Source organism: Streptomyces sp. NBC_01717, assembly GCF_036248255.1.
GTDB lineage: Bacteria > Actinomycetota > Actinomycetes > Streptomycetales > Streptomycetaceae > Streptomyces.
The window spans coordinates 2,103,485-2,124,300 of record NZ_CP109178.1 but is presented as its reverse complement, the minus strand read 5'-3'; the positions used below and the strand labels follow the sequence as shown (position 1 = coordinate 2,124,300).

Genomic DNA, 20,816 nt, shown 5'->3' with positions numbered 1-20,816 from the left:
CTCAGGCGCCGGGGACCCGGTCCAGGAAGCCGCTGACGGAGCTGATGCGCCCGTCATCGTCGAGGGTGATGACGTCGGACCCGGCGGCGGGCGCCGAACCATCGGCGGTGGAGACCAGGTCCCAGCTGAAACGGACGATGTCGTGGTGCCCGTCGGGGGTGCCGGTCAGCTTGAACTCGAAGCCCGGGAACTGCTGACGGGCACCACTGATCGCGGCGGCGAGCCCGTCGTGGCCGCGTACGTCGGCCAGCGGGTCGGTGTAGGTGGCGTCCTCGGTGAACGCGGCGGCGACGGCCTTGGCGACGTCCTCGGGCGTCGCCGCGTTCCAGGCGACGAAGTAGCGCCGGACGGCGTCCTCGTATGCGGTCATCGTGCTGTCCTTCCGTCATGTCCCGGCCCTGCGGCCGAGCTCCGGTGCCGCTCGTGAGGAACACGATGTCCGACGGGGGAAAAGGCGTCGATTACCTCCCAGGTCATGGTCGGCACCTCCCCGGTCACGGTCGGACGGTCCTCGTGGGAAGCTCCGTGAGGTAGGGGCACGGCCGGATTCGGCGGACCGGTTTCATCTGATTTTCACGGAGGGCCTCTACGGTGGACGTCGTGACCGAGATGAGCCCCCCCGGCTGGCATACGGACCCCGGGTACACAGGAACAGGCCCCGTTCAGGAACGCTGGTGGGACGGGAGCCGGTGGACCGATCAGCTCCGCATGCCGCCCGCGGTCGTCCGGCGCCGCCGGATCCGGATCGGGGTCGGTGTCACCGCCGGTGTGGTGGTCCTCGCCGCGATCGCGGGCGGTGTCCTGATGCTGACCGACGACTCCGGCCGTACGAAGAACACCTCCTCCGACGCCGCGTCGCCCGCGCCCAGTCTTCCCGGCGGGCAGGACGGCCAGGACGGCCGGGGTGGTCCCGGCGACGGTGGCCGGAGCCCGGCGCCCGACCAGCAGCAACCGCAGCAGCCGCCGTCCGAGGACGGCTATGTGACGGACGTGATGAGCGGCGTCAGCCTTCCGGTGCCGGACGGCTGGAAGGGGCAGTCGGCCACGATCGGTGCGTCGGTGAGCACCGGCACCTACACCTGCCCGGCCGACACCTCGCAGAAGTGTGAGCGCGGCGGAGTGTTCGCCGCCCCGGCCCAGGCGCTGAAGATCACGGAGAGCACGGCGGAGGCGGCTGCCAAGGCGGACATCGCCGTCAACGCCAAGGAGTCGTACGGCGGCAAGGCCTACGGCGCCATCAGTTCGCACCAGCAGCTCAAGTCCGAGCCGGTCACCGTCGCCGGCCAGAAGGGCTACCTGGTGCGCTGGAAGGTGGTCACGAAGAAGGGCGACGACGGGTACGTGCAGTCGCTGGTCCTCCCGTCCCCGCACTCCGCGGACATGCTGGTCGTCGTGCGCTCCGGCTTCGACATCAGCTCCAAGGCGCCCTCGCTCTCGGTGATGGACGAGATCACGAAGGGCATCAAGGCCGCTTCCGGTACAGGGTCGGGATCCGGACAGACCGCCTGAGGAGCCTCACCTCCCGGCAGGCGGGCCGTCACTTCACGCGGGTGCCGCGCGAGGGCGGTACGGCGTTGCCGGATGCCAGCGGTGAGCGGGCCAGTTCGACGCAGCCCAGGGCGATCAGGGTGAGCGCCGCCAGTTCGGGCAGCAGCCACCAGTCGGTACGCAGATGCTCGCCGAACAGGGTCACGCCGTACAGGATGCTGATCATCGCGTCGCCCAGCGTCAGCATCGGCTGTACGGCGACCAGGGTGCCCGCCTGCAGGGCGTTCTGAAGGAGGAACAGCGATCCCACCCCGGCGGCGGCGGTGGCGTACAGCTGCCAGGACGTCATGAGAGCGGCTGCCCCGCCGCCGTCGCCGAGCCGCCCCATGGCGTCCTTCATCAGGGCGGCGGTGAGCGCGTACCCGCATGCGGCGGCCAGACCGAGCAGCGCCCCACGGGGGTTGCCGCGGGTGGACCGTGCTCCGGCGATCAGCGCCGCCTCGAAGATCCCCGTCAGGATCAGCGCCGGGATCCACGCCGCGCCCCGCACCGAGGAACTGCCGCCGCCCGGTGCGGCGGAGGCCATGCCGAGGGCCAGTCCGAACGTCACGGCAGCGACCCCGTACCAGACCCCACGGGGCACTCGGATCCGCATCACGAACCCGGCCAGCAGCAGCGTCGCCGGCAGCTCGATGACGAAGATCGGCTGGACCACCGAGATCGGCCCGGTGGCCAGCGCAGTGGCCTGGCAGACGGCGGCGACGATCACCAGGCCGATCCCGGCCAGCCACACCTTCTGGCGCAGCAGATGGCCGATCAGCGACAGACGCATCGCCTCGGTGTCGGGTACCGAGCGGGCGGCGCGGCGTTGCAGCACAGAGGCGGCGCCGTTGCTGAGTGCGGTCAGGATGGCGAACAGGACACTGATCACCGGACCATGATGCGGGCGGTCCGCCCACAATCCCGGGTCCTGCCGTCCTCGGTGCGGCGGCCCGGGGAGGGGAGAGATGCGCAGTCGCGGACCGAAGATGTCCGCAAGCCCGCGTAGCGTGCCGTTCATGGCCGCGAAGACATACTCCGCCGCACGCGCCTCGCTCCCCGTGCTGTCGCCCCGCGCACTGGGCCGCGCCACCCTGGCGCGCCAACTGCTCCTGCGCCGGAGCCCGATGTCCGCGAAGGACGCCGTCGGACATCTCGTCGGGCTCCAGGCACAGAACACCAAGCCGCCCTACCACCAGCTCTTCGCCCGGCTCGAGGGCTTCGACCCCGCCGAACTCTCGGGGCTGATGGAGTCCCGCGAGGTGGTCCGTATCGTCACCCTGCGGTCCACCATCCACACGCACACCGCCGACGACGCGCTCACCCTGCGCCCGCTGGTCCAGCCGGCCCGCGACCGGGAGCTCAAGATGTTCCGCAACGGGCTCGTCGGTGTGGATCCGGACCGGCTCGCGGCGCTCGGCAGGGAGCTTGTCGAGGCCCGGCCCCGTACCCCGAAGGAGATCCGCGAGGCGCTGCTCGCCGAGTGGCCGGACGCCGACCCGCAGGCCCTGACCGTGGCAGCCCGCTGCGTCCTGCCCCTGGTCCAGGTCACCCCGCGCGGGCTGTGGGGCCGCAGCGGCCAGGTCGCGCTGACCACCGCGGAGCACTGGCTCGGCCGGCCGGCGGAGCCGACGCCCACACCCGACGCGACCGTGCTGCGCTACCTCGGGGCGTTCGGCCCCGCCTCCGTGAAGGACATGCAGACGTGGGCGGGGCTGACCCGGCTGCGGGAGGCCTTCGAACGGCTGCGGTCGCAGCTGACCACCTTCCGCGACGAGAACGGCGTCGAGCTCTTCGACCTGCCGGACGCCCCGCGCCCCGACGCGGACACCCCTGCCCCGCCGCGCTTCCTGCCCGAGTTCGACAACGTGCTGCTCGGCCACGCCGACCGTACGCGCGTCATCCCACCGCAGTACCGGGGACGCAACGGGAACGGCAACCAGACGTACGGAACCGTGCTGGTCGACGGGTTCCTCGCCGCGATCTGGCGAATCGGCGCGCCCGGCAAGAAGTCCGGCGGGAAGTCCGTCGGCGAAGGGATCGTCACGGTGCAGGCGCTGGGGAAGCTCAGCCGGGCCGAGCGCGACGCCGTGACGGAGGAGGGCCTGCGGATGCTCGCCACGATGGCGCCCACGCAGGCACCCGCGCACGACATCCGGTTCGCGCCGTTCATCGACTTCGGGCAGTGAACCGGGTTCAGTCGGCTCGGCCCGTCGCCGCCACCGTCACGCCCAGGCCGATCATCGCGAAGCCACCCGCCCCGCCGATCAACGACAGCCGCCGCTCCGACCGGGCGAACCAACTCCGGGCGGCCGAGGCGCCGAGCCCCCAGAGCGTGTCCGTCACGAGACCGATGGCGATCGGAACCAGGCCCAACAGCAGCATCTGGGCCGGGAGATGACCCGTCGACGGATCCACGAACTGGGGGAGTACGGCGGCGAAGAAGACGATTCCCTTCGGGTTGGTGACACCGACGACCACACCGTCCGCCACCGTCCGCAGATCACCGCGGGCGGGCCGTTCCGGCGACGTACGGACGGCCTCCAGCTTCATCTCCTTGCGATGCCGGAACGCCTGCACTCCCAGGAGGACCAGATACGCGGCACCCGCCAGCTTCACCGCCACGAAGACCGCCGCCGAGCGCTCGACCAGCGAACCGATCCCCAGCGCGACCGCCACCACCAGGCCGTACGAGCCGACGACATTGCCCAGCACCGTGGCCAGCGCGGTGCGGCGGCCGTGGGCCAGTGCCCGGCCGATCACGAACAGCACGCTCGGCCCAGGGATCACGATCACCAGCAGGGACATCGCCGCGAAGGCGAGATATTGATGCGTGGACACCATGTCCGTCACCCCCCTCGGCCCCGACGGTACGGCAGAAGCCACCGCCGACGTCAGGCACGCGACCAGGACCGACCGGCGCATGGGGGCGTCGCCATGTGCCGGTCGGTCTACGGCAGCAGCCCCGCCCGGCGCGCGGCGACCACCGCTTCCAGCCGGGTGTGCGCCCCCAGCTTCCGCATCGCCGAGCGCAGATACCCCTTCACCGTCTCCGGCCGAAGGCCCAGCCGGCCGGCCGCCACAGCGTTGGTCGCGCCCGACGCCACACAGGCGAGGACGTCGACCTCGCGCGGCGCCAGCAGCACCTCACGGGAGTGTGTCTCCTGCGCCCCGGACGCCGAGGCCAGCCGCGCGCACACCGAGAGCAGCTCCTCGCGCAGCGCCGGGTCGGCCACCTTGGGAGCGAGCGCGCGCAGTTCGCGGTGCGCCTCGCGGACGTCCTCCCAGGCCCCCGGAGCGGCCCGGGGGTCCGTCACCTGGTCCCGGGTGACGGACAGGAGCTGCTGCACCTCGTCCCGTACGACAAGGGCCTGTTCCACGTCGCGGGCCGCCGCGACTGCCGCGTCGAACGTACGGTCCCCGAGGGTGAGCGGCTCACGCAGCGCCCCGTACAGCACGCCCCGTACCCTCCGGCGTACGACGACCGGGACCGCGACCACCGAGCGCAGGCCCTCCGCGGCGACCGCGGTGTCGTACTCGTGGCTGATGTGCCGCGACGACGGGTAGTCGGTCACCGCGCACGGCCGCGACAGGGCGATCGACTTGCCGCCGAGCCCGCTGCCGGCCGATATGACGAGCCCGCGCAGCGCGGTGGTCTGCGCCCCGTTGAGTTCCACGATCCTGGCGTGGCGCGGGTCCGAGAGCAGTCCGCCGAACGTGACGGGCAGTCCGCTCGTCCGGCGCAGCCGCAGCAGCGCCGCTTGCATCTCGACCGTATCGACCGGTTCCGGCACGCTGTCGCCCCTCCGCCCCGCTCTCTGTACCCCCGTTCGGGGGTGGTGAGACCTGGGTCACTGTTTTCATGATGTTAAGTGACCGGTCCGGTCCGCAATGAGGAGGGCACATGTCGGCGACGAACGCGACGGAAACGTTTCGGGCCGCCCGGGACTTTCTGCTGCAGCACCGCGAGGACTATGCGGCGGCCTACGAGGGTTTCCGTTGGCCCCGGGCCGACCATTTCAACTGGGCGCTGGACTGGTTCGACGTCATCGCGGAGAACAACGACCGCACGGCTCTGCACATCGTGGAGGAGGACGGCCGGCGCACCGAGGCGTCCTTCGCCCGGATGTCCGCCCGCTCCAACCAGGCGGCGAACTGGCTGCGTGCCCAGGGGGTACGCGCCGGGGACCGGATCCTCGTCATGCTCGGCAACCAGGTCGAGCTGTGGGAGACGGCCCTCGCCGCGATGAAGCTGCGCGCCGTCGTCATCCCCGCCACGCCGCTCCTCGGCCCCGTCGACCTGCGCGACCGGGTGGACCGCGGCCGGGTCCGGCATGTGATCGTGCGGGACGCGGACGCCGCCAAGTTCGACGAGGTGCCCGGTGACTACACCCGGCTCGCCGTCGGCGACGAGGTCGAGGGCTGGCATCCGTACAGCGGCGCCGACGAGCAGCCGGAGAGCTTCGAGGCGGACCGGGAGACCGACGCCGACGAACCGCTGATGCTGTACTTCACGTCCGGCACGACCGCCAGCCCCAAGCTGGTCGAGCACACCCATGTCTCGTACCCGGTGGGCCACCTGTCGACGATGTACTGGATCGGCCTCAGGCCCGGTGACGTCCACCTCAACATCTCCTCGCCGGGCTGGGCCAAGCACGCCTGGTCGAACCTCTTCGCGCCGTGGAGCGCGGAGGCGACCGTCTTCATCTTCAACTACACCCGGTTCGACGCGGGCCGGCTGATGGCCGAGATGGACCGCTCGGGCGTCACCAGCTTCTGTGCCCCGCCCACCGTCTGGCGGATGCTGATCCAGGCCGATCTCTCCCAGCTGAGGACCCCGCCGCGCGAGGTCGTCGCGGCGGGCGAGCCGCTGAACCCCGAGGTCATCGAGACGATCCGGCGCGCGTGGGGCGTCACCATCCGGGACGGATTCGGCCAGACCGAGACCGCCGTCCAGGTCGCCAACACTCCCGGCCAGCTGCTGAAGTCCGGTTCCATGGGGCGGCCGAGCCCCGGCTTCAAGGTCGTCCTCCTCGACCCGGTCACCGGCCGGCCCGGCGCGACGGAGGGCGAGATCTCCCTCGACCTGTCGGACCGTCCGGTCGGCCTGATGACCGGATACCACGGCGACCCGGACCGTACGGCCGAGGCGATGGCGGGCGGCTACTACCGAACCGGCGACATCGGCTCCCGCGACGAGGACGGCTACATCACCTATGTCGGCCGCGCCGACGACGTCTTCAAGGCATCCGACTACAAGATCTCGCCGTTCGAGCTGGAGAGCGCGCTGCTGGAGCACGAAGCGGTCGCCGAGGCCGCGGTCGTGCCCGCGCCCGACCCGGTCCGGCTCGCGGTCCCGAAGGCGTACGTCGTGCTCGCGGAGGGCTGGGAGCCCGGCCCGGACACCGCGAAGGTGCTGTTCGCGCACTCGAGGGCGGTGCTGGCCCCGTACAAGCGGATCCGCCGGCTGGAATTCGCCGAACTGCCGAAGACCGTGTCCGGCAAGATCCGCCGGATCGAGCTGCGCGAGCGTACGGCCGAGGGCGTCGGCACCGAATTCGACGAGGGGGATCTGCGATGAGCGGACGGACCGGCCTTTCCTACGCGCACGGCACCGGCACCACGGCCCTGCTCGGCGACACCATCGGGCGCAATCTCGACCGGGCGATCGAGGCGTACCCGGAGCGTGAGGCGCTTGTCGACGTCGCCTCGGGACGACGCTGGACGTACGCGGAATTCGGCGCCGCCGTCGACGAGTTGGCGCGCGCTCTGATGGGCTCCGGAGTGGCGAAGGGCGACCGCGTCGGCATCTGGGCGATCAACTGTCCCGAGTGGGTGCTCGTCCAGTACGCCACCGCCCGCATCGGCGCGGTCATGGTCAACATCAACCCGGCCTACCGGGCGCACGAGCTGGAGTACGTGCTCGGCCAGGCCGGGATCTCCCTCCTGATCTCCTCGCTCGCCCACCGCACCAGCGACTACCGCGCCCTCGTCGGCCAGGTCCGGGCCAACTGCCCCGCCCTGCGCGCCGTGCACTACATCGGCGATCCGTCCTGGGACGAGCTGACGGCAGCGGCCGCAGCCGTCACCGCCGGACAACTGGCGGCCCGAGAAGCCGAGCTGTCCTGCGACGACCCGATCAACATCCAGTACACCTCGGGCACGACGGGCTTCCCCAAGGGCGCCACCCTCTCGCACCACAACATCCTCAACAACGGCTATTTCGTGGGGGAGATGGTCGCCTACACGGAACAGGACCGGGTATGTCTGCCCGTTCCCTTCTACCACTGCTTCGGCATGGTGATGGGCAACCTCGGCATCACCTCGCACGGCGCCTGCATCGTGATCCCGGCCCCCGCCTTCGAGCCCGCCGCCGTCCTCGCGGCGGTCCAGGCGGAGCGCTGCACCTCGCTCTACGGCGTCCCCACCATGTTCATCGCGGAGCTGAACCATCCGGACTTCGCCTCGTACGACCTTTCCTCGCTGCGCACCGGGATCATGGCCGGATCACCCTGCCCGGTCGAAGTGATGAAGCGGGTCGTCGCCGAGATGCACATGGACGAGGTGTCCATCTGCTACGGCATGACGGAGACCTCCCCGGTCTCCACCCAGACCCGCCGCGACGACGACTTGGAGCGCCGCACCGGAACGGTCGGCCGCGTGATGCCGCACATCGAGGTGAAGGTCGTCGACCCGGCGACGGGCGTGACCCTGGAGCGCGGCGCGGCCGGCGAGCTCTGTACCCGCGGCTACAGCGTGATGCTCGGCTACTGGGAGCAGCCCGAGCGGACCGCGGAAGTGATCGACGCGGGGCGCTGGATGCACACCGGTGACCTCGCGGTGATGCGCGAGGACGGCTACGTGCAGATCGTCGGCCGCATCAAGGACATGATCATCCGCGGGGGCGAGAACGTGTATCCGCGGGAGATCGAGGAGTTCCTCTACGGCCATCCGAAGATTGCCGACGTGCAGGTGGTGGGCGTACCGGACGAGACGTACGGCGAGGAGATCCTGGCCTGCGTCATCCCCCGGGACCCGGCGCAGCCGCCGACTCTTGAGGAGGTGACGGAGTACTGCCGCGAGCAGTTGGCGCACTACAAGATTCCGCGACGGCTGCAGATCCTGGAGACCTTCCCGATGACGGTGAGCGGGAAGGTCCGGAAGATCGAACTGCGGGAGAACTATGGCTAGGCGGCCCGGCCGGAGTGGCGCCGACGGGCGCTGTCAGGCGGCTTCGATGATGTCGCCGGCAGCGCCCCGAGTGGCCGCCGCCCATTCGATGAGCAGCACCTCGTAGGCCGCGGACTCCACGGAGGACCAGTCCTGGCCGGCTCGTGCGTCCACGAGCGCACGGATCGCCTCGTTCGCCTCGACGGCGGCCGGGTGGGTCGGCTGTGCGGACTGTTCGACGCTCTGTGCGGTGTTTGGCGGGGCGAAAGATGGTGAGAGTCGTGGAGTTAAGACCATGCGCCCCACTCTACGGCCGCCCACTGACAGCGACCGAACATTTGTGGCCGCAGGGCCGAACGTGACGGATTGCACTCGCTGTTGCCGGCCGGTTCCGCTGCGGCGTCGGGGCGGGTGTCCGGGCCGGCACGGGGGCCCGCGCGGAAGCATCCGAATCGTGTCGCCGTGTCAGAGTTCGCGTCGCATGCAGACCCTCGGCCAGCGGTCGAGGCCGTGTTCGGCCTCCTCCGCCCTGATCTTCCGCAGTCCGTCGGTGAGTTCGGCCTCCGTGAGCGTGCGGAAGCCGAGGCGCGTGTAGTACGGCGCGTTCCACGGGACGTGCGAGAAGGTGGTGAGGGTGAGGGCTTCGAGCCGGTGCTCGCCCGCCCAGAGCGCGAGGTGGTCGATGAGCGCGCTGCCGACGCCGCGCCGGGCGACGGACGGATGGACCGAGACCTGCTCGACATGGGCCGCGTCGTCGACCGGATCGGCGATCACGTAGCCGACCGGACGGTCGTCGGCGTCCGCGGCCACCCAGGCGCGGCCGGCCTTGCGGTATTCGTCCAGCAGATCGAGAGGCGGCGGGTCGTCGTCCGCGACGGCGGACATGGCGAGGGTGCGGAAGGGTTCGCCGGCGGCGCGCTCGATCTCCTGGAGCAGTGGAAGGTCGGAGCGGCGGGCGGGACGGATGCGCATGCCGCCAGTATGGCGGTCGGTACGGTGGTCAGGCGCCGGTGGAGAGCAGTTCGTCCGCCGGGCCGTTGACCGGCTGCGGGGTCCCGGTGAGGTCCATCACGAAGAGCGGGAGGCAGAGACCGTCCGCCCGCGCCCTGGCGTCCTGCGCATAGCCCGCCAGTGAGAAGAAGACACTGGTCACCGAGGCGTTCAAGCCGTTCAGCCAGAGACATTCGACATCGCGCAGGGGGGTCGGCCGGGTGGTCGAGTCGACCTGGGCGATCAGCCCGGCGGCGCGCAGATCGATCCGGGAAGCGGGGCGTTCCGCGGGCTGTACGACGTCACGGTAGCCGAGCCACCGCAGATACATCGCGGCGGCGGTGACCGCGTCGCGGCCGGTCCGGATCGTCATCGGCCGGAACGCCGGGCGGGGCGCCGCCGCCGTCCGCGGCAGCGGGATGTGGGTGGGCAGAGTCCCGGCGTCCGGGCCGGGCGCGGACGCCGTGGCCGGGCGGACCGGGATCCGCAGGACCGTACCGCACGGACAGCACAGCTCCGGCTGAGGCCACTGGTCGTGGCGTCCGCAGGTGCGGCAGCGCACCGTCACCCAGTCCTCGTTCCAGGTGCGGTGGGTGATCGGCTCGACCACCCCGCCGCCCAGCACGGGCGGGGCGATGGGGGTCCCGCACGGGCACGGGTAGACCGGCGTGAGGTAGGCGTGATCGCGGCCGCAGGCCGGGCAGCGTACCGGCACGGACTCCACTGTGGTCTCCCTCCGGCGCCCCCCGGCGCCGCCCCGGGGCCTCCGCGCCCCGTGTCCCCTGTGCTCCGTCCCCATGGTCCACCAAGAGCGAGGCGCGGGGGAGCGACTTGGCGGATTCATCGGTCTTGACGGCCACTCGACCGCAGCTTAGATTGCTTCCGTATAGCAGAAACAAACTTTCGTAATGCGGAATAGGCGCTCTCAGGTGGCGCGACAGAGCCCGACTCCACCCGTCCGAGCAGGAGTACTCCATGCCTCGAATGACCGCTGCCCGAGCGGCAGTTGAGATCCTCAAGCTGGAAGGCGTCACCAACGCGTTCGGCGTGCCGGGCGCAGCGATCAACCCGTTCTATGCGGCGCTCAAGGCCGGCGGTGGCATCGACCACACGCTCGCCCGCCATGTCGAGGGCGCGTCCCACATGGCCGAGGGCTACACCCGGAGCAGGGCAGGGAACATCGGCGTCTGCATCGGTACGTCGGGGCCCGCCGGGACCGACATGATCACCGGGCTCTACTCGGCGATCGCCGACTCCATTCCGATCCTCTGCATCACCGGCCAGGCGCCGGTGGCCAAGCTCCACAAGGAGGACTTCCAGGCCGTCGACATCGCCTCCATCGCCAAGCCGGTGACCAAGGCCGCGACGACCGTCCTGGAGGCCGCGCAGGTGCCCGGCGTCTTTCAGCAGGCCTTCCATCTGATGCGGTCGGGCCGCCCCGGCCCGGTCCTCATCGACCTGCCGATCGACGTCCAGCTGACGGAGATCGAATTCGACCCGGAGACGTACCAGCCGCTGCCCGTCTACAAGCCGGCCGCGTCCCGCGCCCAGATCGAGAAGGCGATCGGGCTCCTGCTCGCATCCGAGCGCCCGGTGATCGTCGCCGGTGGCGGCATCATCAACGCCGACGCCTGCGAACTCCTCGTCGAGTTCGCCGAGCTGACGGGCACCCCGGTCATCCCGACCCTGATGGGCTGGGGCATCCTCGCCGACGACCACGAGCTGAACGCCGGCATGGTCGGCCTGCAGACCTCGCACCGCTACGGCAACGCGAACTTCCTGGAGTCGGACTTCGTCCTGGGCATCGGCAACCGCTGGGCCAACCGGCACACCGGCGACCTGGCCGTCTACACCAAGGGCCGCACGTTCGTCCACGTCGACATCGAGCCCACCCAGCTCGGCAAGATCTTCGCACCGGACCTCGGTATCGCCTCCGACGCCAAAGCCGCGCTGGAGCTCTTCGTCGAAGTGGCGAAGGAGCTCGAGGCCGCCGGCAGGCTGCCGGACCGCAGCGCGTGGGCCGCCTCCACCCAGGAGCGCAAGGCCCGGCTGCAGCGACGTACCCACTTCGACAACGTGCCGCTGAAGCCGCAGCGCGTGTACGAGGAGATGAACCGCGCCTTCGGACCGGAGACGCGCTACGTCACCACGATCGGCCTCTCCCAGATCGCCGGCGCGCAGATGCTGCACGTCTACAGGCCGCGCCACTGGATCAACTGCGGTCAGGCCGGTCCGCTCGGCTGGACCATCCCGGCCGCGCTGGGCGTCGCCACCGCCGACCCCGAGGGCCAGGTGGTCGCGCTCTCCGGCGACTACGACTTCCAGTTCATGCTGGAGGAGCTGGCGGTCGGCGCACAGCACAACATCCCGTACGTGCATGTCCTGGTGAACAACTCCTACCTGGGGCTGATCCGCCAGGCACAGCGCAACCTGGACATCAACTTCCAGGTCAACCTGGAGTTCGAGAACATCAACTCCCCGGAACTGGGTGTCTACGGCGTCGACCACGTCAAGGTCGTCGAGGGCCTGGGCTGCAAGGCGATCCGGGTCACCGAGCCGGACCAGCTGCTGCCCGCGTTCGAGGAGGCCAAGAAGCTGGCCGCCGAGTTCCGTGTCCCGGTGGTCGTCGAGGCGATCCTGGAGCGGGTCACCAACATCTCGATGGGCGCCGCGGGTATCGACGCCATCAACGAGTGGGAGGACATCGCCACCGAGCCGGGGCACGCCCCGACCTCGATCCGCCCCTTCGTCGCGAGCTGACGCCTCTCTCCTCTGCGGCCTGTGTGGGGGCGGACCACCGGAACCCGGTGGTCCGCCCCCACACGTGTGTCCGGGCCTCGCGAAAGCGCCAACTCCCCCTACCCGTAGTACTTCAGGGTTACCGGGAAGGTGCCCTCCCCAGGTGGACGCCGACCACGAGGCCCGCTCCCTAGCTTCTGTACCGGAAGCACCACTGACCATCTCCACGGACATCCGGTACGGAAGGACCATCCCTCATGGCGCCCAGCCCGCCCAGGAGCCATCCGCGCAGGAACCTTCCGCGCGCTGTCCGGACGCTGCTCGCCGCGCTCGTCATCGCTGCGGTCGCCGTGCCCATGGCGGGCGCGGCCCGGCCCTCGGCCGTCCCGGCGCCGGCCCCGGCCGCCCTTGCCCCGCTCCGCGACGCGACCGCCGCAGACCTTGCCGACCGGTACGCCGTCAACCGCGGCTCCGTCCTCGCGGCCGAGCGGATGGCCGCCCGCCACGGCGACGGCAAGCGGGCCACAGCGCTGCGCGGACTCGCCGACCCGGCGCGCCACTTCTTCTCCTTCGACGGCCGCGACGGCGGGCGCAGCGCCGAGGTCTTCGGCGACCTCTCCAGGGCGCGCCGGATCGCCGTGCTGGTCCCGGGGGCGGGCATCAGCCTCGACCGGTACGGGCGGCTGCGGGCGGGCGCCGTCGCCCTGCGCCGGGAGATGGGCGAGGGGGCTGCGGTCATCGGCTGGCTCGGCTACGAGACGCCGGACACGGTGAGCCGGGCGTCGGTGACGACGGGCCGGGCCGACGCCGCCTCGAAGGAACTGCGTACATTCCTGGCCGAGTTGCGGCGAGCCGAGCCGAACGCCCGGACCTCGCTGCTGTGCCACTCCTACGGATCCGTCGTCTGTGCCGAGGCAGCGCCAGGGCTGACGGTGGCGGACATCGTCCTTTACGGGAGCCCCGGCACCGGCGTCGACAACGTCGCCGCACTCGACACCCCGGCCACCGTCTGGGCAGGCCGGGGTGGCGGCGACTGGATCGCCGAGGTGCCCCACGTACAGCTCCGACTGCCTTTCGTCACCCTCGGGTTCGGAACGGACCCGGTCTCCCCGGAGTTCGGTGCCCGGCACTTCGCGGCGGGCGACGGCGGCCACAGCGACTACCTGAAGCCCGGCTCCTTGTCGCTGCAGAACATCGCCCGGATCGTCTCCGGCCGGGCCCCTGCCGAGGAGGGCCGTCATGCGTGAACTCGTCCGGCGGATCGACGCCGCCACCCCGCCCGACCGCGACCGCGCCGTCGACGCACTGCGCGCCCTCGCCATTCTGGGCGTGGTGCTCGGCCACTGGCTGGTGACCGCCCTGATCGCCGACACCGGCACGGTGCGCGCCGCGAGTCCTCTCCAGCACATGCCCCAACTCACCCCGATCTCCTGGCTGTTCCAGACCCTCGCGGTGTTCTTCCTGGTGGGCGGTCAGGTCGGGGCGAAGAGTTACGCCTCTGCCCGCACCCGCGGCACCACGTACAGGGAGTGGCTCGGCGCCCGTACCGTCCGGCTGTTCAGGCCGGTCGCCGCCGTGCTGGTGGTGTGGGCCGTGATCGCGGGCGCGCTGCTCGCCTCCGGGGTGGGCACGGAGACCGTGCACGCGCTGCTCAAACTGGTGCTGTCACCGCTCTGGTTCCTGCTGGTCTTCGCGGCGCTGACGGCGGTGACCCCGCTGGTGGCGAAGCTTCATCCGCTGTGGCCGCTCGCCGTCGTGCTCCATGTCGACCTGATCCGGTTCGGGCTGGGCGGTCCCGCCGGGCTCGGCTGGATCAATGTGGCGGCCGGCTGGCTCGTCCCGTACTGCCTGGGCGCGAGCTGGGCCCGCGGCGGCCTGCGGAGCCGGTCGACCGGATGGGCCCTGCTGCTCATCGGCGCCGCCACCACCGCCGGACTCGTCCTGTGGGCCGGCTACCCGGCGTCCATGGTCGGGGTGCCCGGCTCCAGGATCTCCAACCTCGACCCGCCCACCCTCGCGGCCGTCACCTTCGGCCTCGCCCAGTGCGGCGCGGCCCGGCTGCTGCTCGGCCCGCTGCGGCGAGTCCTGCGACGACCCGCGGCCTGGGCGGCGGTGGCGCTGGTCAACATTTCCGCGATGACCGTCTTCCTCTGGCACCAGACCGCGATGATGGCGGTCACCGCCGTCGGACTCCTCGCGGGCGAGGCGTTGCCCGGTCTGCACACCGTGCCCAGGGACTTCGGCTGGGTGTTCGCACGGCTGGCCTGGCTGCCGGTCTTCGCCGTGGCGCTGCTGGTGTGCTGGGCGGCGTTCCGCAAGTACGAGGAGGGACGGCCGCGGAAAGGCGGCCGTATCGTCCGTGAGGGGCGTCCTGCCCGGAAGTCGGTGATGCGCCGTGCCTGGTCGGGACTGGAGTAGGGGGTCAGTGGTGGGGGACGAACAGCGGTTGAGGGCCGCGCTGCGGAGGGCCCCGCGCGCCCTGTTCGAGGATCTGACGACGCCCGCCGATCCGCTGCCTGCCATGGGGGGTCCCGGATGGCCGGTCTGGCGGCCGGTGTTCGGGATGGTGCTGGTCTTCTGCGCCGTGGCCCTCGCGGTGGCCCAGGTGAGCGCTCTGGCACCGGTCGACGGCGGCGCCGTCCCCGGGTACGCGGTGCTGCTCGGCATGGGCCAGGCGGCGGTGCTGATCGTCGGCATGTTCCTCCCGGTGTCCGCCTGGTGGGCGTCGACGGTCCTCATGGTCGTCACCGCGCGGATCACGGAGCCGGGGTCGAGCCCGGACGCATTCTTCCCCTGGACCGTTTCGGGGCTCCTGATCCAGTGCGGAGTGCTGTTCCTGCTGGCACTGCGGGTCCGACCCCGTCGGGCGGCCGGGGCGCTGGTGATCACCCTCCTCGCGGCCCTGGCCTGCACCGTCGTCACCACCCGCGCACACCACTACGTCCTCGACCGCGGCACCCCGGTCCTGATCGCGGGCGTGGTGATCGGCGCCTCGCTGCGCGGCCTGCGGGTGGCCCGCACCCAGTTGGTCGTCCAGGAGGAACTCACCGCCGGGGAGCGGGCCAGGCGCACCCTGCTGGAGGAGCGCAACCGGATCGCCCGCGAGCTGCACGACGTGGTCGCCCACCACATGTCGGTGATCTCCATCCAGGCGCAGGTCGCCCCGCATCTCGTCGAGAACCCGTCCGACGAACTCAGGGAGAACCTCGCCGGCATCCGTCAGAACGCTGTCGAGGCGCTCACCGAACTGCGCCATGTGCTCGGCGTACTGCGCTCCGAGGACGCCCTCTCGAAGGGGGCGGGACACGCTCCGCAGCCCACTCTCGACCGCCTGGACGAACTGCTGGCGAATGTGCGCGGCGCCGGGCTCGTGGTCACCACCGCCACCACCGGCACGCCGCGCCCACTGCCGCCGAGTGTCGAGCTGTCGGCGTACCGGATCGTCCAGGAGGCGCTCAGCAACGCGATGCGGCACGCGCCCGGTGCCCAGGTGCGGGTGGAGACGGCCTACGGGACGGCCGGGCTCACCGTCCGGATCACCAACACCGCGTCGGACGGACCCGCGGCGCCGTCGCGGGGCATGGGTCACGGACTGCTCGGTATGCGCGAACGCGCCGCGATGCTGGGCGGCGAACTCGTCACCGGACGGACCCCGGACGGCGGCTACGAGGTCACGGCTATCCTGCCGGTGAGCGCCCCTGACCTGGCCGCCTTACCTGCTGAGGACACACTGTGACGACCATCCGCGTGCTGATCGCCGACGACCAGGTGATGGTCCGTCAGGGATTTACGGTGCTGCTCGACGCCGAACCCGGCATCGAGGTCGTGGGGCAGGCGGTGGACGGCCTCGACGCAGTCTCCAAGGTCGCCGAACTCGCCCCGGATGTCGTCCTGATGGACGTCCGGATGCCCGTGCTCGGCGGTATCGAGGCGACCCGTCGCATCACGTCACCGTACGACGCCCAGGTCAAGGTGCTCATCCTGACCACCTTCGATCTCGACGAGTACGTGTACGAGGCGCTGCGCGCGGGTGCGTCCGGCTTTCTGCTCAAGGACGCTTCGGTCGAGGAACTCGCCCATGCGGTGCGGGTGGTGGCAGCGGGTGATGCGCTGCTCGCCCCGAACGTCACCAAGCGGCTGATCGCCGAGTTCTCCCGGGTGACCGCCGCGCCCAGGGCTCCGCTCAGGGACCGCGTCGGCGACCTGACGGAACGCGAGACAGAGGTGCTGTCCCTGATCGCTCAGGGGCTGTCGAACGCGGAGATCGCCGCACGCCTGGTGGTGGCCGAGCAGACGGCGAAGACCCACGTGAGCCGGATCCTGGCCAAGCTGGGGCTGCGAGACCGGACCCAGGCGGCGGTCTTCGCATACGAGACGGGCCTAGTCCGCCCGGCCGGCTACTGACGTACACACGAAAGGGCGGGGAGTGCGGGACCGTCCGTACTCCCCGCCCGTGAGCGTGGTGACCGCCCGACGGCGAGAGGCCGGCGCGACCGTTTCGTTCGCGCCGCCGGGCGGAGTCCTGTGTGCAGGTTGTGCCGGGACCGCGGCGACGGGCGATGGGCGGCCGGGTTCGCTCTCTGTCAGGTCGAGAGCGACCGCCGGCCGCCTTCACCACCGCACTGGCTCGCACGCCGCCGCGGCCCTCAGTCACGTCCGTCCCGCCGGACACCCCTCAGGGCCGGCCGGACGGACAGCGCAAGGGAAATGACCTCCCGTCATATCCTTTGCGCGGTCGGGATGTTCTAGTCCTCGCGCAGGGCGCGGACCGCCTCATCGACGCGCTTGCCGTACTCGGCGTCCGCGGCGTGGAAGTGAGCGAGGTTTTTCTCGATCACGTCGTCGCGGGTGACCTGCGAGAGGCCTCCGGCGATGTTGGTGACCAGGCGGCCCTTCTCGTCCTCGGACATCAGCCGGTAGAGCTCGCCCGCCTGGAAGAAGTCGTCGTCCTTGGCGTGGGCGGGCGTCGCGTGGGCGCCGGTCCAGCCGTGGACGGCGAGCGGGGCGGAGAGCGCCGCGTCGGTCTGGGCAGGGCCCGCGTACGAGTTGGGCTCGTAGTTCTTGTCGTGCCGCGCACCGTTGCGGGTGGCGTGCAGACCGTCGCGGCCGTAGTTGTCGACGACGGCGGTCCGTGGCGCGTTCACCGGGAGCTGGGTGTGGTTGACGCCGAGCCGGTAGCGGTGCGCGTCGGCGTAGGCGAACAGGCGGCCCTGCAGCATCTTGTCCGGGGACGGGCCGATGCCGGGCACGAAGTTGTTCGGGGAGAAGGCGGCCTGCTCCACCTCGGCGAACACATTGTCCGGGTTGCGGTCCAGGACCAGCCGGCCCACCCGCTGCAGCGGGTAGTCGCTGTGCCGCCACACCTTGGTGAGGTCGAACGGGTTGAAGCGGTAGTCCGCGGCCTCGGCGGCCGGCATGACCTGCACGTACAGGGTCCAGGACGGGTTCATGCCCCGCTCGATGGCCTGCAGCAGGTCCGTCTGGTGCGAGTTGCCGTCCCTGCCCGCGAGTTCGGCGGCCTGCTCGCTGGAGAGGGAGCGCACACCCTGGTTCGTCTTGAAGTGGTACTTGACGAAGAAGGCCTCGCCCTCGGCGTTCGTCCACTGGTAGGTGTGCGAGCCGTAGCCGTTCATGTGACGGTACGAGGCGGGGATGCCGCGGTCGCCCATCAGCCAGGTCACCTGGTGGGTCGCCTCAGGGGCGTGTGCCCAGAAGTCCCATACGTTGTCCGGCTCCTGACGGCCCGTGAAGGGGTCGCGCTTCTGCGAGTGGATGAAGTCGGGGAACTTGATCGGGTCCTTGATGAAGAACACCGGGGTGTTGTTGCCGACCAGGTCGTAGTTGCCCTCGTCCGTGTAGAACTTGAGGGCGAAGCCGCGCGGATCGCGTACGGCGTCGGCGCCGCCGAGCGAGTCGGCGACCGTCGAGAACCGGATGAAGGTCTCGGTGCGCTTGCCGACGGCGGAGAGGAAGTCGGCACGGGTGAAACCGGTGACGTCGTCGGTGACTTCGAAGTAGCCGTACGCGCCGGAGCCGCGGGCGTGGACCACGCGCTCCGGAATGCGCTCCCGGTTGAAGCGCGCGAGCTTCTCCAGCAGGTGCTGGTCCTGGAGGAGGATCGGTCCACCGACGCCTGCGGCGGCGGAGTTCTGGTTGTCGGCGACCGGGGCGCCTGACTCGGTCGTAAGCACACGCTGCGTCATGGTGTCGGGGCGACCTTCCGTACGGGAGCTGCTGAACTGCGACGCCCTGGGGGCTCCAGGAGCGTAAGTACGCTCCGAACCGAACGTCAACAGTTTGTTGAAATTGAGAGTGAGGTGTTCCGGATGGTGCCGACGCCTGGGCGCGACAGGACAGGTGTCGGCGCCGACACCATCCGGAAGTCTGGGGGGCAGGCCGGTCAGGCCTGGACGGGCTGACCTGAGAGGCGCTCGACCGCGCGCAGCAGCGCCGAGTGGTCCAGGCCGCCGTCGCCCTGTGCGCGCAGCGAGGCGACGAGTTGCGCGACCACGGCACCGACGGGCAGCGCGGCACCGACATTGCGGGCGGCGTCGGTGACGATGCCCATGTCCTTGTGGTGCAGATCGATCCGGAAGCCCGGGGCGAAGTCCCGCTTGAGGAAGTTGTCCTTCTTGCGGGTCAGCACGGTCGAGCCGGCCAGCCCACCGTTCAGCACGTCGAGCGCGGCGGAGAGGTCGACCCCGGACTTCTCCAGGAAGACGACGGCCTCGGCGCAGGCCTGGATGTTGACCGCGACGATCAGCTGATTGGCGGCCTTCACCGTCTGGCCGGAGCCGTGCGGACCGCAGAGCACGATGGTCCTGCCGAGCGCCTGGAGGATCGGCTGCGCGGCGTCGAAATCGGCTTGCTCGCCGCCGACCATGATCGACAGCACCGCTTCGATCGCACCGGCCTCGCCACCGGAAACCGGGGCGTCCAGCACGCGGATATCCCGGTCCTTCGCGTTCTTCGCGAGGTCCACGGAGGTCTGCGGGGTGATCGAGGACATGTCGATCAGCAGGGCCCCGGACCTCGCGTTCTCCAGGATGCCGTCGGGGCCGTACACGATGGCCTCGACCTGCGGGGAGGCCGGCACCATCGTGATCACGACATCGGCGTCCCGGACCGCCTCGGCGATCGAGCCCGCGCCGTTCCCGCCGGCGGCGACCAGCCGGTCGATCTTGTCCCGCTCCAGGGTGTAACCGGTGACGTCGTATCCGGCCTTGATCAGGTTCTCGGACATGGGGGAGCCCATGATGCCGAGTCCGATCCACGCAACCTTGGGGAGGTTGTTGCTCATGAGGGTGCCTTCCTGAAAACGTGTGTACGAGGGGGGTCCGACGCCCTCAGCGGGCCGCGCGCGCCTCGGCGGGAAGCCAGTCGAAGGACTCGGAGCTCGGTCGGTCGCCCGGCTTGTACTCCAGGCCGACCCAGCCGTCGTAACCGGCCTTCGTCAGTTCGTCGAGGAGTTGCTCGAGCGGCAGCGAGCCGGTGCCGGGCGCGCCGCGCCCCGGGTTGTCGGCGATCTGGACGTGGCCGGTCTTCCCGGCGTACGCGGCGATCACCTGGCTGAGGTCCTCGCCGTTCATCGACAGGTGGTACAGGTCCAGCAGGAACCTGGCGTTGCCGAGGCCCGTCGCGGAGTTGACCTTGTCGACGACCTCGATCCCGGCCGGTGCGCTCACCAGCGGGTAGCGCGGTGACTCCGGCTTGTTCAGGGTCTCGATCAGCAGGACCGCCCCGATCCGGTCGGCCGCGCGGGCGGCCGGCACCAGGTTCTCCAGGGCGAGTTCGTCCTGCACGGCCGGGTCCACGCCGTCGACGCGGTTGCCGTAGAGCGCGTTCAGCGCCTTGCAGCCGACCGAGGCGGCGAAGTCGGCCGCCACGTCGATATTGGCGCGGAACCGGTCCGACTCCGCGCCGGGTACGGAGAGTGCGCCGCGGTCGGGGCCGGGCAGCTGTCCGGCGTAGAAGTTCAGCCCCACCAGCTGCGTGCCCGCGTCGTCGAGCGCCTTCTTGAGGGCGTCGAGTTCGGTCTGCGGCGGGGTGGGGGTCTCGATCCAGGGCCACCACAGCTCGACCGCCGTGAAGCCCGCGGCGGCGGCGGCCGCGGGGCGCTCCAGGAGCGGGAGTTCCGTGAAGAGGATCGAAAGGTTCACATCGAAGCGCTGGTCCGGGTGTCCCATGAGGTCAGGCGCTCCTTCCGTATTGCGGAAGTTAGTTTCTGCTTAACGGAAGATTGCATGGCTGATGGGAGGGCTGTCAAGAGGCGGTCCGTACATCGGGCCGCCGGGTGCGGCGCGCGCGGCGCCGTGCATGGTGGTTGCGGAGGATGCAACCGGAATTGCGCCACTTGCGGCCTCGGTCGGGGCGGGAGAGTGTGGCTGACA

19 protein-coding genes are annotated in these 20,816 nt (G+C 70.7%); 9 read left to right on the top strand and 10 right to left on the bottom strand.

All coding sequences use genetic code 11. From position 1 onward, the window contains the following. Position 1: 1 nt before the first annotated feature. Positions 2-370 carry a nuclear transport factor 2 family protein gene (locus OHB49_RS09770; RefSeq protein ID WP_329159515.1) on the bottom strand — a complete coding sequence of 123 codons (369 nt, stop codon included), beginning with the start codon at positions 368-370 and terminating at the stop codon, positions 2-4. A gap of 230 nt (positions 371-600) precedes the next feature. Between OHB49_RS09770 and OHB49_RS09765 the strand changes: the two genes are divergently transcribed. Beyond that, complete coding sequence (locus OHB49_RS09765) at positions 601-1,509, top strand: DUF2510 domain-containing protein (protein WP_329159513.1); 909 nt, start codon at positions 601-603, stop codon at positions 1,507-1,509. Between the two features lie 28 nt (positions 1,510-1,537). On the opposite strand, the gene OHB49_RS09760 is transcribed toward OHB49_RS09765, so the two are convergent. Continuing rightward, positions 1,538-2,419, bottom strand: a complete 882-nt coding sequence (locus OHB49_RS09760; RefSeq protein WP_329159512.1) for a DMT family transporter — start codon at positions 2,417-2,419, stop codon at positions 1,538-1,540. Between the two features lie 127 nt (positions 2,420-2,546). On the opposite strand from OHB49_RS09760, the gene OHB49_RS09755 reads away from it, so the two are divergent. Further along, on the top strand, positions 2,547-3,716 hold the full coding sequence (locus OHB49_RS09755) for a winged helix DNA-binding domain-containing protein (RefSeq protein WP_329159510.1): 1,170 nt from the start codon (positions 2,547-2,549) through the stop codon (positions 3,714-3,716). Positions 3,717-3,723: 7 nt separating this feature from the next. Here the strand turns inward: OHB49_RS09755 and OHB49_RS09750 are convergent, their stop codons facing one another. Further along, the gene (locus tag OHB49_RS09750; protein ID WP_329159508.1) at positions 3,724-4,371 is read right to left on the bottom strand and encodes a LysE family translocator; all 648 of its coding nucleotides are present in this window, start codon (positions 4,369-4,371) and stop codon (positions 3,724-3,726) included. A 107-nt stretch (positions 4,372-4,478) separates the two neighbouring features. Next, on the bottom strand, positions 4,479-5,321 hold the full coding sequence (locus OHB49_RS09745) for a response regulator transcription factor (protein WP_030978193.1): 843 nt from the start codon (positions 5,319-5,321) through the stop codon (positions 4,479-4,481). Between the two features lie 110 nt (positions 5,322-5,431). Here OHB49_RS09745 and OHB49_RS09740 point away from each other — a divergent pair, with 110 nt between their 5' ends. Both OHB49_RS09740 and OHB49_RS09735 read left to right on the top strand, forming a co-directional pair. Continuing rightward, a complete protein-coding gene (locus OHB49_RS09740) occupies positions 5,432-7,108 on the top strand; it encodes an AMP-binding protein (protein ID WP_329159506.1) in 1,677 nt (558 codons plus the stop codon). Beyond that, positions 7,105-8,718, top strand: a complete 1,614-nt coding sequence (locus OHB49_RS09735; RefSeq protein WP_329159504.1) for an AMP-binding protein — start codon at positions 7,105-7,107, stop codon at positions 8,716-8,718. The genes OHB49_RS09740 and OHB49_RS09735 overlap by 4 nt, the downstream gene beginning before the upstream one ends. 33 nt (positions 8,719-8,751) lie before the next feature. Here the strand turns inward: OHB49_RS09735 and OHB49_RS09730 are convergent, their stop codons facing one another. The 3 genes from OHB49_RS09730 to OHB49_RS09720 form a co-directional block, all read right to left on the bottom strand. Continuing rightward, positions 8,752-8,994: a hypothetical protein gene (locus OHB49_RS09730; protein WP_030978188.1), complete on the bottom strand. Its 243-nt coding sequence runs from the start codon at positions 8,992-8,994 to the stop codon at positions 8,752-8,754. A 168-nt stretch (positions 8,995-9,162) separates the two neighbouring features. Continuing rightward, entirely contained in the window at positions 9,163-9,669 is a 507-nt protein-coding gene (locus tag OHB49_RS09725; protein ID WP_329159501.1) for a GNAT family N-acetyltransferase, read from the bottom strand. Positions 9,670-9,697: 28 nt separating this feature from the next. Next, the gene (locus OHB49_RS09720; protein WP_030978184.1) at positions 9,698-10,411 is read right to left on the bottom strand and encodes a hypothetical protein; all 714 of its coding nucleotides are present in this window, start codon (positions 10,409-10,411) and stop codon (positions 9,698-9,700) included. A gap of 251 nt (positions 10,412-10,662) precedes the next feature. Between OHB49_RS09720 and gcl the strand changes: the two genes are divergently transcribed. From gcl to OHB49_RS09695, 5 genes are all read left to right on the top strand, one after another. Next, positions 10,663-12,447 (top strand): glyoxylate carboligase, encoded by a 1,785-nt coding sequence (gene gcl / locus OHB49_RS09715; protein WP_313939843.1) that lies wholly within the window; start codon positions 10,663-10,665, stop codon positions 12,445-12,447. Positions 12,448-12,683: 236 nt separating this feature from the next. Then, the gene (locus tag OHB49_RS09710; RefSeq protein WP_329159497.1) at positions 12,684-13,673 is read left to right on the top strand and encodes an alpha/beta hydrolase; all 990 of its coding nucleotides are present in this window, start codon (positions 12,684-12,686) and stop codon (positions 13,671-13,673) included. Further along, on the top strand, positions 13,666-14,844 hold the full coding sequence (locus tag OHB49_RS09705; RefSeq protein WP_329159495.1) for an acyltransferase family protein: 1,179 nt from the start codon (positions 13,666-13,668) through the stop codon (positions 14,842-14,844). Before OHB49_RS09710 ends, OHB49_RS09705 begins: the two co-directional genes overlap by 8 nt. Before the next feature lie 10 nt (positions 14,845-14,854). Continuing rightward, a complete protein-coding gene (locus OHB49_RS09700; protein WP_329159493.1) occupies positions 14,855-16,162 on the top strand; it encodes a sensor histidine kinase in 1,308 nt (435 codons plus the stop codon). Next, entirely contained in the window at positions 16,159-16,830 is a 672-nt protein-coding gene (locus tag OHB49_RS09695) for a response regulator transcription factor (RefSeq protein ID WP_329159491.1), read from the top strand. Before OHB49_RS09700 ends, OHB49_RS09695 begins: the two co-directional genes overlap by 4 nt. A 341-nt stretch (positions 16,831-17,171) precedes the next feature. Here OHB49_RS09695 and OHB49_RS09690 read toward each other — a convergent pair whose 3' ends face one another. The 3 genes from OHB49_RS09690 to OHB49_RS09680 all read right to left on the bottom strand — a co-directional run bounded on the left by OHB49_RS09690 (position 17,172) and on the right by OHB49_RS09680 (position 20,612). After that, positions 17,172-18,629 (bottom strand): catalase, encoded by a 1,458-nt coding sequence (locus tag OHB49_RS09690; protein ID WP_329159490.1) that lies wholly within the window; start codon positions 18,627-18,629, stop codon positions 17,172-17,174. Positions 18,630-18,826: 197 nt separating this feature from the next. Next, positions 18,827-19,726: a 2-hydroxy-3-oxopropionate reductase gene (locus OHB49_RS09685; protein ID WP_329159488.1), complete on the bottom strand. Its 900-nt coding sequence runs from the start codon at positions 19,724-19,726 to the stop codon at positions 18,827-18,829. 46 nt (positions 19,727-19,772) lie between these two features. Beyond that, positions 19,773-20,612 carry a TIM barrel protein gene (locus tag OHB49_RS09680; protein WP_030978169.1) on the bottom strand — a complete coding sequence of 280 codons (840 nt, stop codon included), beginning with the start codon at positions 20,610-20,612 and terminating at the stop codon, positions 19,773-19,775. Positions 20,613-20,816: the final 204 nt, after the last annotated feature.